This window comes from Sinorhizobium sp. NG07B, from assembly GCF_002532005.1.
GTDB lineage: Bacteria > Pseudomonadota > Alphaproteobacteria > Rhizobiales > Rhizobiaceae > Sinorhizobium > Sinorhizobium fredii_C.
Map to the genome: position 1 here is coordinate 94,975 of NZ_NWTD01000009.1, position 12,606 is coordinate 107,580.

12 protein-coding genes are annotated in these 12,606 nt (G+C 62.4%); all 12 read left to right on the forward strand.

The genetic code is table 11. The features are described 5' to 3' along the window. Positions 1–11: 11 nt before the first annotated feature. The 12 genes from CO664_RS23545 (at position 12) to CO664_RS23600 (ending at position 12,573) form a co-directional block, all read left to right on the forward strand. Positions 12–503 (forward strand): flagellar basal body-associated FliL family protein, encoded by a 492-nt coding sequence (locus CO664_RS23545; RefSeq protein ID WP_097540074.1) that lies wholly within the window; start codon positions 12–14, stop codon positions 501–503. 7 nt (positions 504–510) lie between these two features. Beyond that, positions 511–1,248 carry a flagellar type III secretion system pore protein FliP gene (fliP, locus tag CO664_RS23550; protein ID WP_097540075.1) on the forward strand — a complete coding sequence of 246 codons (738 nt, stop codon included), beginning with the start codon at positions 511–513 and terminating at the stop codon, positions 1,246–1,248. A gap of 283 nt (positions 1,249–1,531) precedes the next feature. After that, positions 1,532–2,440 carry a flagellin gene (locus CO664_RS23555; protein ID WP_014761109.1) on the forward strand — a complete coding sequence of 303 codons (909 nt, stop codon included), beginning with the start codon at positions 1,532–1,534 and terminating at the stop codon, positions 2,438–2,440. 248 nt (positions 2,441–2,688) lie between these two features. Next, positions 2,689–3,609, forward strand: coding sequence for a flagellin (locus CO664_RS23560; RefSeq protein ID WP_037423917.1), 921 nt, complete (start codon positions 2,689–2,691; stop codon positions 3,607–3,609). Between the two features lie 303 nt (positions 3,610–3,912). Next, positions 3,913–4,830, forward strand: coding sequence for a flagellin (locus CO664_RS23565; protein ID WP_037423920.1), 918 nt, complete (start codon positions 3,913–3,915; stop codon positions 4,828–4,830). 303 nt (positions 4,831–5,133) lie between these two features. Next, entirely contained in the window at positions 5,134–6,096 is a 963-nt protein-coding gene (locus CO664_RS23570; RefSeq protein ID WP_097540076.1) for a flagellin, read from the forward strand. A 372-nt stretch (positions 6,097–6,468) separates the two neighbouring features. Further along, positions 6,469–7,122, forward strand: a complete 654-nt coding sequence (locus CO664_RS23575) for a hypothetical protein (RefSeq protein WP_097527273.1) — start codon at positions 6,469–6,471, stop codon at positions 7,120–7,122. Further along, on the forward strand, positions 7,119–8,321 hold the full coding sequence (locus tag CO664_RS23580; RefSeq protein ID WP_097540077.1) for a MotB family protein: 1,203 nt from the start codon (positions 7,119–7,121) through the stop codon (positions 8,319–8,321). The genes CO664_RS23575 and CO664_RS23580 overlap by 4 nt, the downstream gene beginning before the upstream one ends. A 5-nt stretch (positions 8,322–8,326) precedes the next feature. Next, positions 8,327–9,649, forward strand: a complete 1,323-nt coding sequence (motC, locus tag CO664_RS23585; protein WP_097540078.1) for a chemotaxis protein MotC — start codon at positions 8,327–8,329, stop codon at positions 9,647–9,649. After that, complete coding sequence (locus CO664_RS23590; protein WP_097540079.1) at positions 9,646–11,127, forward strand: flagellar hook-length control protein FliK; 1,482 nt, start codon at positions 9,646–9,648, stop codon at positions 11,125–11,127. The genes motC and CO664_RS23590 overlap by 4 nt, the downstream gene beginning before the upstream one ends. Continuing rightward, positions 11,078–11,629, forward strand: a complete 552-nt coding sequence (locus CO664_RS23595) for a lytic transglycosylase domain-containing protein (RefSeq protein WP_037423938.1) — start codon at positions 11,078–11,080, stop codon at positions 11,627–11,629. Before CO664_RS23590 ends, CO664_RS23595 begins: the two co-directional genes overlap by 50 nt. Positions 11,630–11,901: 272 nt before the next feature. After that, a complete protein-coding gene (locus tag CO664_RS23600) occupies positions 11,902–12,573 on the forward strand; it encodes a response regulator transcription factor (RefSeq protein ID WP_037423941.1) in 672 nt (223 codons plus the stop codon). Positions 12,574–12,606: the final 33 nt, after the last annotated feature.

Here is a 12,606-nt window from a genome sequence, read left to right on the forward strand (position 1 = left end):
GGAGCGGCACGATGGAAGAAACCGACACTAAAGAACCGAAATCCCCGTCGCTGGTCATGACCATTGCCGCGGTCGCCGTGCTGACGCTCGTCGCCGGCGGCGGCGGCTGGTTCGTCGGCGCCCTTCTGGCCCCGCCACCGGCGAAGAAGCCGGAGGCTGCCGCCGAACTGCCTGAGCACGCCACCGGCGAGGAGGGGCTTCCGAAGATCGCCACCGAAGCCAACGGTATCGTCCAACTCCAGCCGATCACCACCAACCTTGCCTACCCGGCCGAAAACTGGGTCCGCATCGAGGTCGCGCTGCAGTTCAAGGGCGCGCCCGACGTCGCGCTCGCCGAAGAAATCCACCAGGACATCGCGGCCTATCTGAAGACCCTGTCGCTGCAGCAAATTCAGGGGCCGCGCGGCTTTCAATATCTCCGGGATGACATCCGGGAACGGGTTGACCTGCGCTCCGACGGGCGCGTAACCAATGTGATGTTCCGAACCTTCGTCATCCAATGATTCGCTGATGCTCCGGACTACTGCCTTTATAATCGCCATGATGGCGATGTCGGGAATTGCCGGGGCCCAGAGCTTTCCCGCCGATATTCTGAACACGCAGGTCGACGGTTCGGTCGCCTCCTGGATCATCCGCACCTTCGGGCTCCTGACCGTCCTTTCGGTCGCACCGGGTATCCTGATCATGGTGACGAGCTTTCCACGCTTCGTCATCGCCTTTGCGATCCTGCGCTCCGGCATGGGGCTTGCGACCACGCCGTCGAACATGATCATGGTGTCGCTGGCGCTGTTCATGACCTTCTACGTCATGGCGCCGACCTTCGACCGCGCCTGGCGCGACGGCATCGATCCGCTCCTGAAGAACGAGATCTCCGAGACCGAGGCGCTGACGCGGGTGTCGGAACCGTTCCGCGAGTTCATGCTCGCCAACACCCGCGACAAGGACCTGCAGCTCTTCATCGACATCGCCCGAGAAAAGGGCCAGACGGTCGTCGTCGACGACAAAGTGGATCTGCGCGCCGTCGTGCCAGCCTTCATGATCTCGGAGATCCGCCGCGGCTTCGAGATCGGCTTTCTGATCATGCTGCCTTTCCTGGTCATCGATCTCATCGTCTCCACCATCACCATGGCGATGGGCATGATGATGCTGCCGCCGACCTCGATCTCGCTGCCCTTCAAGATCCTGTTCTTCGTGCTGATCGACGGCTGGAACCTGCTCGTCGGCAGCCTGGTGCGCTCCTTCACCTGAGCCCGCCTCGGCGTCCCTCGTCAAGACATTTCCGGGACCCCGCAACAGTCCGTTAAGTATAGGATTTCACGCGCGATTCACTACGTTCTAGCGTCGCCTTCGGGATGCCTCGCCGATTAAGGTGTTGGCAAGAAATGGCTGCGAATTTCGTCCTCACACGACGGGTTTGGTGTCCTTCACGAGCTGAGCGGAACCGAGTGGCATGATGCCGGATCGTCGTGACCGGTAACCTCTTCAGCCCGGTATGTCCCCCCAAAAGTATTTCGTAAAAGGGACAACGATTATGGCAAGCATTCTCACCAACAGCTCGGCAACCGCCGCTCTCCAGACCCTGCGTTCCATTTCTTCCAGCATGGAAGACACGCAGAACCGCATTTCCACGGGCATGCGCGTCGGCTCTGCTTCTGACAACGCCGCTTACTGGTCGATCGCGACCACCATGCGTTCTGACAACGCAGCTCTTTCGTCGGTCACCGACGCGCTCGGCATGGGCGCCGCCAAGGTCGATACCGCTTACGCCGGTATGGAAGCGGCCATCGATGTCGTCAAGGAAATCAAGGCGAAGATCGTCGCCGCAACGGAAGAAGGTGTCGACGGCGCAAAGGTCCAGGAAGAAATCGACCAGCTTCAGGACCAGCTCCTGAGCATTGCGGAATCGGCCTCGTTCAACGGCGAAAACTGGATTGCCGGCGAGGCAGCGACCAAGACCGTCGTCACCGGCTTTGTCCGCGCTTCGGACGGCACCGTCTCGATCAAGACGTCCAGCTATGCCCTTACTGATGCGGCTGACGGTACGCTCCTCTTCGCCGACGATGGCGCCGGTGGTCTCGACACCGCGACCGGCATCCTCGGCACCGACGGCACCAACGGCAACAATGTCTACGGCCTCGATATCTCTGCAATGGACGCGACCGCGCTCGGAGAAGCGCTCTCCGACGTCGAAGACGCGCTCACCGCGATGACCAGCGCTGCCTCTTCGCTCGGTTCGATGTCGACCCGCATCGATCTGCAGGCTGACTTCGTTTCCGAACTCAGCGACTCGATCGAAAACGGTATCGGCCGCCTTGTCGACGCCGACATGAACGAGGAGTCGACCCGCCTGAAGGCCCTGCAGACGCAGCAGCAGCTTGCGATCCAGGCCCTGTCGATCGCCAACTCCGACTCGCAGAACATCCTGTCGCTCTTCCGCTAATCGGCGAACCGGCACGGGGGCTGACCGTGCCGCAACGCTGGAAAAGAGCCGCGACCGAAGCCGGTCGCGGCTTTTTCGTATTTTTTATTCCACTTCAGCATTCCTTAACCATCTTGCTGTTTCCTAGCACCATCGAAACGGCGGGTTAACCAACAAAATTAACTGGTTAGCAGGCATGATGCTGACCGTCGCTTGCCGGCGTACTCCGGAATGTCCCTTCTTAATCAGCCACTAAGGGGCACTCAGAAATGACAAGCATTCTTACCAACATCGCAGCCATGTCCGCACTTGAAACGCTGCGGAGCATCGGCAACAACATGGAAACGACCCAGGGCCGCGTCTCTTCCGGCCTGCGCGTCGGCGAGGCTTCGGACAACGCTGCCTACTGGTCGATCGCGACCACGATGCGCTCCGACAACATGGCGCTCTCCGCCGTCCAGGACGCCCTCGGCCTCGGCGCCGCCAAGGTCGACACCGCCTATGCCGGTATGGAATCCGCCATCGAAGTCGTGAAGGAAATCAAGGCCAAGGTCGTGACCGCAACTGAAGAAGGCGTCGACAAGGCCAAGGTCCAGGAAGAGATCGATCAGCTTCAGGAACAGCTGCTGTCGATCGCCGAATCCGCTTCGTTCAGCGGTGAGAACTGGATCGGCGGCGTCGCCGGCAACACTGTGACCGTCGTGTCCGGCTTCGTCCGTGCCTCCGACAGCACCGTCTCCGTCAAGACGACGAGCTATGCGCTTGTCGATGGCGTCACCGGCGGCAACCTGCTGTTCAGCGACGACGGCACGGGTGCTCTCGATACGGCAACCGGCATCCTGGGTACCGCCGGCGCTTCCGCCGGCGGCTACGCTGTCTACTCGCTGGATATCAGCGCTCTGGCGACGGCGGACATGAATGACGTGCTGTCGGATGTGGACGATGCACTCTCGGCCATGACCAGCGCTGCTGCTGAGCTCGGCTCGATCTCCATGCGCATCGGCTTGCAGGAAGATTTTGTCGCGAAGCTGTCCGACTCGATCGACTCCGGCGTTGGCCGCCTCGTCGATGCCGACATGAACGAGGAATCGACCCGCCTCAAGGCCCTGCAGACGCAGCAGCAGCTCGCCGTCCAGTCGCTGTCGATCGCCAACAGCAACTCGGAGAACGTTCTCCAGCTCTTCCGTTAATCGACGGAACCGGACCAGGGATCACTCGTTCCCTCATAGGTCGAGCCACTTCAGAAAGCCGCGCCTTGCGAAAGGCGCGGCTTTCGCGCATTTGGGCTCCAGCGCAAGGAAATTGTTAGGTTTTGTTAATTTTGTTAACTCGCCTTTAGATTTTGTTAACCATGTTCCCGTTAGCTGGCCGCACCGAAACAATGAGTTAACCAAGGTGACCAGCGGGTTAACAGGCATGAAGCCGATCATTCGTCCCGGCGGCAATCCGGAATGCTCAATTCATTCTAATGCCATTCGAGGGGCGAGCAGACCATGACCAGCATCCTGACGAACACGGCGGCGATGGCCGCACTTCAGACCCTCCGCGCGATCGACGACAATATGGAGACGACGCAGGGCCGGGTTTCATCAGGGTTGCGCGTCGGCGAGGCAGCCGACAATGCCGCATACTGGTCAATTGCCACCACCATGCGTTCCGATAACATGGCGCTTTCCGCCGTCCAGGACGCGCTCGGACTTGGGGCTGCCAAGGTCGATACCTCCTATGCCGCGATGGAAAGCGCCATCGAAGTCGTCAAGGAAATCAAGTCGAAAATCGTCGCCGCCACCGAAGAAGGTGTCGACAAGACGAAGATCCAGGAAGAAATCGACCAGTTGCAGGAGCAACTGATGTCGATCGCTGAGTCTGCCTCCTTCAGCGGCGAAAACTGGGTTGCCGGCGACGCGGCCGTCAAGAGCGTGGTCTCGGGCTTCGTGCGCGCCTCCGATGGTACCGTTTCGGTGAAGACCACAGCCTATACACTCGACGATACGGCGACGGGCAATCTGCTCTTCGGCGGTGATGGCGCCGGCGCCATCGTGGACACCAACGGCATTCTCGGCACCACCGGTGGTGCGACGATCGGCGTCTCTATTTATGCTCTCGATATCACCGGCTTCGACACCGCCGAAATGGCCGAAGCTCTGACGCTCGTCGAAGATGGCCTCCAGGCGATGACCAGCGCGGCCTCGGAACTCGGCTCGATCTCCATGCGCATCGGCCTTCAGGAGGAGTTCGTCGCGGCGCTGACCGACTCGATCGACTCGGGCATCGGACGCCTCGTCGATGCCGACATGAACGAGGAATCGACTCGCCTGAAGGCCCTGCAGACGCAGCAGCAGCTCGCCGTCCAGTCGCTGTCGATTGCCAACACCAATTCGGAAAACATCCTCCAACTCTTCCGCCAGTAGGACTGGTCCGCAGCCTTCTGAGGCTCCAAGCACACTATCTTCGCAAGGCCGCGCCACTATTGCGCGGCCTTTTGTCGTTGTCGATGTCCCCAGTACTCGAACGGTGAAGTAACCTTTTCTTCACCCGCCTTAACAAGCGGTTAACCGCGTTAACCATTTGTTAACCATTTCCCGTTAACGCTTTGTTAAGCACGATGGTCTGTCACCCAGGGCAAAACGGTGACAGCGCGCATGACGCCGCACCATCCCTGCCGGTTCCCACCCGGAATGTCTTCGATCTCCCATCGACAGGGGCGATAGCCAATGACCAGCATCATGACCAACGCTGCCGCGATGGCGGCATTGCAGACTTTGCGTTCGATCAACAGAAACCTGGACGAGACCCAGAGCCGCGTGTCCTCCGGCTACCGCGTCGAGACTGCCGCCGACAACGCCGCCTATTGGTCCATCGCGACGACGATGCGCTCGGACAATGCGGCGCTTTCGACGGTCCAGGACGCGCTTGGCCTGGGCGCGGCCAAGGTCGACACCGCCTATGCGGCCTTGGATACCGTCATCGAGCTGATGAGCGAGGTGAAGGCGAAGCTGGTCGCGGCACGCGAACCCGGCGTCGACAAGAGCAAGATCGACAAGGAGCTCGCTCAGCTCAAGGACCAGCTCGTTTCGGCCGCCCAGTCGGCATCCTTCTCGGGTGAGAACTGGCTCTACAACGACGCGGCTACGGCGGTTGGCACGAAATCCATCGTCGCCTCCTTCAATCGCAGCGCGGATGGCAGTGTCTCGGTTACGACGCTTGATTACGACACCTCGGGCTCAATTCTCGTCGACGTCCAGGATGCAAGCGCCGGCTTGCTGACGATGGCGGTGGATGCGGATGCGCTTGCCTCTAGCCCGACGGGAACGGCGCGCGAATATTACCTGATCGACGCCGGCAGCCCGCCGACCGGAACGGAAATCGCGCTTTCCGAAACGACTACCGATAACGAGTTGGACGACATGATCAGCGTCGTCGACGAGCTCATCAGCCAGCTGACCGATTCCGCCGCGACGCTCGGCGCGATCACCAGCCGCATCGAGATGCAGGAAAACTTCGTCGCCAACCTCATGGATGTGATCGACAAGGGTGTCGGCCGACTCGTGGACGCCGACATGAACGAGGAGTCGACGCGCCTGAAGGCGCTGCAGACCCAGCAGCAGCTCGGCATCCAGTCGCTGTCGATCGCCAATACCAACTCCGAAAACATCCTCAGATTGTTCCAGGAGTAAGCGAGATCTTCGCTTCCGCCGTGCCGCCGGTCATCGGCATCAGGCGGGACTGGTTGGACCGCGCTGTTGCCCTGGCGCGGTCCAACAACCTTCATTTTCGCACAAGTTTGACCGGCTAGCCTTTCCTCGCAGTCTGCTCGGCCGGCTGCCGGCCAAGATGATCCTGGTCGCCGTTGCACCGGTCCCGCTTCGGGTCCTCCACCGCGAACCGTTGCGCATCGAGAATGCTGGTCCTGTCGCTGTCTCGGGCGGAAGGGCCGAAGGAGACATCATAGACGTGTCAGGCGCTTTGGATTTCTGGACCATGAGCCACCCCCTGCCGGGCGGGGGACGTGCGCCGGCATTGGCTGCGAGCCGCCGGGGGGATCATCGATGAGTGCGTCGCTCTCCCGTTATCTCAAGGATTTCAGCGCGCCGAAGATCGAAATCACGCGCATGCCGCCGAAATATTTTCCGGACCTCGAGGCGGACTTCCCCGCCGAAGATCGGACCGCCCAGAGGCCCGCCATGCCTGAACTCGACGTCGATGCCGAGCGGCGCGAGGCTTTCGCGCAGGGTCGCGCGGAGGCCGCCGCCGAGCTCGCCTTCGAGCATCAGCGGGAAATCGCCGAGCTCAAGGCGCGCCACGCCGAGGACCTCGATGCCGTGAAGCATCGCCTGGCGGAAGACACAGCTTCGAAACTCGCCGCCGGGTTCTCCCAGATCACCGAGCGGCTGGCCCTGGCGCTTGGCGACCAGGCGGCGCGGGTGCTCGCGCCGGTCATGGAGGAGGCACTCATCAAGCGCGCCGTCGAAGACCTGGCGGCGATGGTCAGGCAGGGCATCGGCGCGGGAGAGGGGCTCACCATCACCGTCAAGGGATCGCCGGTGCTCTTCGAAGCGCTGAAACAGCATCTCGACGACGACACTCTGGTTTTCCGGCACGTCGTTGCCGACGACATCGATCTGACGGTTGAGCTGGGCGAAGCGGTTCTGGTGACCAGAATGGCGGCCTGGTCCGAAACCGTGCGGAAGGTTCTGGCATGAGCGAAGAAAGCCATCACAACGGCAAGAACGAAATCATCATCGTCAAGCGCTCCGGCGATGGACACGACGGCCATCACGGCGGCGGCTGGAAGATCGCCTATGCCGACTTCATGACGGCGATGATGGCCTTCTTCCTAGTCATGTGGTTGATCAACGCCGCCAACGAGGAAACGAAGGCGGCAATCGCTTCCTATTTCAATCCGGTGCAGCTCACCGACCAGAAGCCCGCGGAAAAGGGCCTGAAGAATCCGGCCAAGGATGCGCAGGGTGACGAGACGCAGCAGCGGTCGAAGGCGGATGGCGAGCAGGCGAAGTCCGGCGGCTCGGCCAAGACCGGCGACCAGCTGACGGCAACCTCGGGCGAGGAGACCAAATATTCCGACGCCGACTTCTTCGAGAACCCCTATTCGGTTCTCTCCGAAATCGCCAAGGAGGTCGGCCAGCAGGCCAATATCAGTGCCAAGGGCGAGGGCGGTGCCGCCCAGTCGGGCCCGGCGACCGGTGCCGACGGCGGCGAGGCCTATCGCGATCCGTTTGATCCGGATTTCTGGACCAAGCAGGTCGAGGTCAAGGACGCCGGCGATGCGGCCGAAAGCGACGTCGCGGCGGCTGAGAGGCGCGGCCCCGAGAGCGATGCCGGTGAGAAGCCGGAGGCCGGCGAGGCGCTGAAGACCGCGGACGAGACTGCAAAGGGCGAAGTGCCACTCAAGAAGGAAGCGGACGCAGAGGAGCAGAAGAAGCGGGCCGAGGCCCTGAAGGCCGAAATCGAAAAGGCGGTCGGCGGCGAGGCCGGGCGGCTTCTCGAGGGACTGGTGGTGACGCCCTCCGAGGGCGGCCTGCTGGTGACGATCAGCGAGCAGACGGACGCGCCGATGTTTGCGGTGGGTTCCGCCGTTCCCGGCAAGGAGCTCGTCCTTGCCATGGAAAAGATCGGCAAGCTGCTCGCCGAGCGCCAGGGCGCCGTGGCGATCCGCGGCCACACGGATGGCCGTCCGTTCAAAGACGGCACCTATGACAACTGGCGGCTGTCGGCGGCGCGTGCCCAGAGCGCCTATTACATGCTGGTGCGCGGCGGTCTCAAGGAAGAGCGCGTTAATCAGATCAGCGGCTTTGCGGACCGGCGCCTGCAGGTGCCTAACGATCCTTATGCCGCCGGCAACCGGCGGATCGAGATCCTGCTGCAGGCGGGGCAGGGCTGAGAGAGATGCTGAAGCGGCTCTGCGCCATCCTGGCGACAACAGTTCTTGCGGCTCCGCTCGCGTTTGGCGTGGCCCGCGCAAGCGAAACGGAAGAGCTCGCGCCGTTCAAGATGATCCGGTCGCTTCAATACGTCCAGGATTCCGTCGTGCTCGGCGATCACTCGGCGATCGAGATGCAGCGTTTCATGCTAGGCGAGATCGACAAGCGCCTGAGGGCGGCCGACGAAGCGATTTTTCGCGACCCCCGCAACGTCGATGCGGCGCTCGTCTACGTGATGAGCGGCGGCAATCCGGAAACGCTGGAATATCTCACCGACAGGGATATCGAGGGCAATTTCGACGCCCGCGTCACCGACTCCCTCAGGCAATATCTGCGCGGCAAGGGGCCGTTGATCGTCGAAAGCCTCTCCAAGGCGGCACCCGAATACAAGAACTCCCGGGTCGGTCCCTACCTGTTTCTGATCCTCGGCAACGCCTCGTCGCAGCAGGACCCGGTCGCCGCGATGAGATATTACGACTGGGCGCGTCTGACGGCGCCCGGGACGATCATAGAGGAGGCGGCGCTTCGCCGGTCCGTTTCGCTTGCGGTCCAGGCAGGCGATCAGGAAAAGGGCTTCCGCTATGCGCTGAACTATGCCCGCCGCTATTTGACATCGCCCTATGCGAGCCAGTTCGCCGACGTCTTCGTCGACCTGGCGGTCGCGCATTTCGACGAGGCGGTCGAAAAGAGAGTCGCCGAGATACTCGGCTTCATGGATCAGGCGCGGCAACGCGAGGTCTATCTGCGCGTCGCCAGGCGCGCAGCGATCGCCGGCAACGAGACGCTGGCGCGGCTGGCATCCGGCCGGGCCGAAGAGCTCGCACGGGCCGGCGGCGGCCAATCGCTGCTGCTGGCGAGCTTCTACGAGGGGCTCGCGGCCGTACCCTCCGAGGATGTGTTCACGGCGGCACAGACGCTGGCGGCAATTCCGGACGACAAGCTCTCGCCGCGCGACCGGGCCCTCAGGGAGGCCGCCAGGGCGCTTGCGGAAGAGGTTGTGCGACTACCGCAGGATGAAAGCCCCGCGCAAGCGTCCTTGCCTATACCGGAGACACCCCCTGGCCCTGAGACCGAAGGCGGCGAAGCGGGGGAAACGGGAAGCGGCATGAGCCCCTTTGCCGACGCGGCCCATACGTCGCCGTCCGAGAAGGCGCCCGCGCCGGGTGGCGAGCCGCCGACTGGCGCCGAACACGCTGCGGCATCCGATCCGGCTGTCGACGGTTTCGTGGCCAATGGGCGCTCGAAGATCAAGGAGATCGATGCGCTCCTTGCGGAGGAAGGACTATGAGGCCACTTGAAGAGACGTTCCGTGCTCCCGCCGCGGCGCTGGGAACCCGATCCGGGTCCCGGCAGGGCGGCAACGAGCAGGTTGCCGGGGAGCCCGGGGCCTTCGAGAGCGTGGTCGCCGATGCCGGCCGCCAGAAGGCGTCTGCCCAGGGTGCAATTCAGGACGCCGGATCGGATGCAGTTGACGCGCTTCCGGACGGCGCCCAAACGGCGGGTACCGAGTTCACCATCGGCAATCGCAAGCCAAGCATCTTGATCGCAAGCGCCGCCGTCACTGGAACCGGGCGGCTATCGACGCCTTCGGCGCCAGGCCATGCTCAGGGCGATCCGAACGGCGCGCTGCTGGAAGGCCAGGAATCCTCCGAGCTCAAGGTTGTTCGGGACAAAGGAAACCGGCAGTTTTCGGCGGCTTCCATCGCGGGAGAAGAGGCCGGCGATCCCGAAGACAAGACGGCCACGGATAGCCCGAAAGATCACAGCCTCGTGGAGACTGGCGCAGCGGAGAGTTCCGGGGCGTCCGATCAGATGTCGAATAGCAATGCCGCCTCCGGCGCGCCGGCCAACGGCCCTGTCAGCGACCTCCTGACCTTGCTTGGCGGCAATGCGCCAGCGGCAATGCAGATCGACAGCGCCGGTGGTGAGATCACGGACAAGACGATGCGTTCTGCAGTCGACCGCACCGCCGGCCCGGCGGCCGAGATGTCGAATATCCTGTCGGAAGCCACAGCGGAAGACGGTTCACGGACCGAACAGCAAGGTGACGCAGGATCGGACCGCCTCTTCCGCCTGGCTCGCGCCGACGGCAAGGGGCAGGCGGTCTCGATGACCATTTCGGCGGGCGGCGAAGCGACCGCCGTCGAGAACGGCAATTCATCAGCCAGTGCCAGGGCCGAGACGGTGACCGTCCTCGAGGCGCGCCGCTATCTCGGGGTGGCGATGAATACAAACTCCGCCGCCGTGGCCGGCGCGATTGCCGGTGACGGCGAATGGGCACAGGCGCTCCAGTCGAGCCCCCTCCTGGCGCAGCCGGAGGCGTCGAACCAAGCCGGCAAGACGCTGAACACGCTCAAGATCCAGATGCATCCGATCGAACTCGGCACGGTCACGGCCACGCTGCGCCTGAAGGACGACGAACTGCAGGTCGATCTCAAGGTGGAAACAGGCGAGGCCTTCCGTCAGTTGCGCGACGACCAGAGCGAGATAGTGAAGGCCTTGCGCGCCCAAGGCTTCGCTGTCGATCAGGTGAACGTCGTGTTCAATGCCGGCGGCGATGCTTCGAGCGGCAGCGGTTCGCATCCGCAGACGCAGGCCCAGCTTGGCCAGTCGGGCGGCGAGCGCACCGGCGGAGACAGCGGGCAGGGACGTCAGCAGCAAGACGGAGGCGCGGCGGCACAGGCCGAGACATGGTGGGGCAATGATGGAACGGACGATGCGTCTGGCGGCGTTGAGCATTCTCGCACTGGTGACGTCTACATGTAGCGCCCTTGCGAGCACCGGCATCTGCGAGCGCGAGATTGCGTCGGCTGCGGCGAAATACGGTATTCCGACGGGAATCCTCTACTCGGTCGGGCTGACGGAGACCGGCCGCAAGGGGTCGCTCCAGCCCTATGCCATGAACATCGAGGGCAAGGCTTATTTCGGCACGAGCGTTCAGGATGTCCTCAGCCGATTCGGCGCGGCGCGGGCGCAAGGGGCGAAGCTCATCGATCTCGGCTGCATGCAGATCAATTATCACTTCCACGGCGAGCATTTCAGCTCTCCGGAGGAAATGCTTGATCCCAGGCGGAATGTCGACTATGCCGCGCGCTTCCTCTCCAATCTGCGCGCCAGACACGAGAGCTGGACGATGGCGGTCGCCCGCTATCACGCCGGGCCGAACAACGATCCGGCGCAGAAGAAATATGTCTGCAGGGTCATCGCGAACCTCGTCGCCACGGGCTATGGAAAGTGGACGCCGAACGCGGCGCAGTTTTGTCAATAATCAATCGAAGGTTGTGATATTCGGGCCGCTGCCGCATTGTGGCGACAATGCGAACAGATTGTGATCGCAAGCGCTATTTGTTGCCATGCGTTAACTTTTCCACACGAATTTAGTGTCAGCGTTAACAGGGACATACTAGATATAGATCAAATCGGCACGCATTCCTTAATCAACTATTAAAATCTCCCATTAACTTCCTCTAGTTGTTCGTGAATCCCCGGATTCGTACCTCTCAATCAGCAAGACACCCATACTGATTCGGAGGCGGACGAATGATCGTGGTGGTTGATGAAAGAGAGCTTGTGAAGGATGGCTACGCGTCGCTTTTCGGACGCGAGGGCATTCCATCGACCGGGTTTGATCCCAAGGAGTTCGGCGAGTGGGTGAACACCGCCGCCGATTCCGATATCGATGCGGTAGAGGCGTTCCTGATCGGGCAGGGCGACAGCGCGTTCAGCCTGCCGCGGGCGATCCGCGATCGCTCCCAGGCGCCGGTGATCGCCATGAGCGACACGCCGTCGCTCGAAAACACCCTGGCGCTGTTCGACTGCGGCGTCGACGATGTCGTTCGCAAGCCCGTCCATCCGCGGGAAATCCTCGCACGGGTCGCGGCGATCCGTCGGCGCCTGAAGGCCATTGCCAACTACACCGACATCGGCCCGATCCGCGTCTTTGCCGACGGCCGCGACCCGGAGATTAACGGCGAAGTCTTCGCGCTGCCGCGCCGCGAGCGGCGCATTCTCGAATATCTCGTCGCCAATCGCGGCCGGCGGGTATCCAAGTCGCAGATCTTCAATGCGATCTACGGCATCTTTGACGAAGACGTCGAAGAGAACGTCGTCGAAAGCCACATCAGCAAGTTGCGCAAGAAGTTACGCAAGAAGCTCGGCTTCGACCCGATCGATTCCAAGCGTTTCCTTGGCTACTGCATCGACTGGAACTGAGCCGGACCACAACCTGGTCGGGTCAAGACAGGT

What these genes read in the sequence shown, in the direction of transcription:
- CO664_RS23580 (WP_097540077.1), top strand. Translation starts at nt 7,119, where the DNA reads ATGAGCGAAGAAAGCCATCACAACGGCAAGAACGAAATCATCATCGTC.
- CO664_RS23565 (WP_037423920.1), top strand. Translation starts at nt 3,913, where the DNA reads ATGACCAGCATCCTGACGAACACGGCGGCGATGGCCGCACTTCAGACC.
- CO664_RS23600 (WP_037423941.1), top strand. Translation starts at nt 11,902, where the DNA reads ATGATCGTGGTGGTTGATGAAAGAGAGCTTGTGAAGGATGGCTACGCG.
- CO664_RS23560 (WP_037423917.1), top strand. Translation starts at nt 2,689, where the DNA reads ATGACAAGCATTCTTACCAACATCGCAGCCATGTCCGCACTTGAAACG.
- fliP (WP_097540075.1), top strand. Translation starts at nt 511, where the DNA reads ATGCTCCGGACTACTGCCTTTATAATCGCCATGATGGCGATGTCGGGA.
- motC (WP_097540078.1), top strand. Translation starts at nt 8,327, where the DNA reads ATGCTGAAGCGGCTCTGCGCCATCCTGGCGACAACAGTTCTTGCGGCT.
- CO664_RS23575 (WP_097527273.1), top strand. Translation starts at nt 6,469, where the DNA reads ATGAGTGCGTCGCTCTCCCGTTATCTCAAGGATTTCAGCGCGCCGAAG.
- CO664_RS23595 (WP_037423938.1), top strand. Translation starts at nt 11,078, where the DNA reads ATGCGTCTGGCGGCGTTGAGCATTCTCGCACTGGTGACGTCTACATGT.
- CO664_RS23545 (WP_097540074.1), top strand. Translation starts at nt 12, where the DNA reads ATGGAAGAAACCGACACTAAAGAACCGAAATCCCCGTCGCTGGTCATG.
- CO664_RS23590 (WP_097540079.1), top strand. Translation starts at nt 9,646, where the DNA reads ATGAGGCCACTTGAAGAGACGTTCCGTGCTCCCGCCGCGGCGCTGGGA.
- CO664_RS23555 (WP_014761109.1), top strand. Translation starts at nt 1,532, where the DNA reads ATGGCAAGCATTCTCACCAACAGCTCGGCAACCGCCGCTCTCCAGACC.
- CO664_RS23570 (WP_097540076.1), top strand. Translation starts at nt 5,134, where the DNA reads ATGACCAGCATCATGACCAACGCTGCCGCGATGGCGGCATTGCAGACT.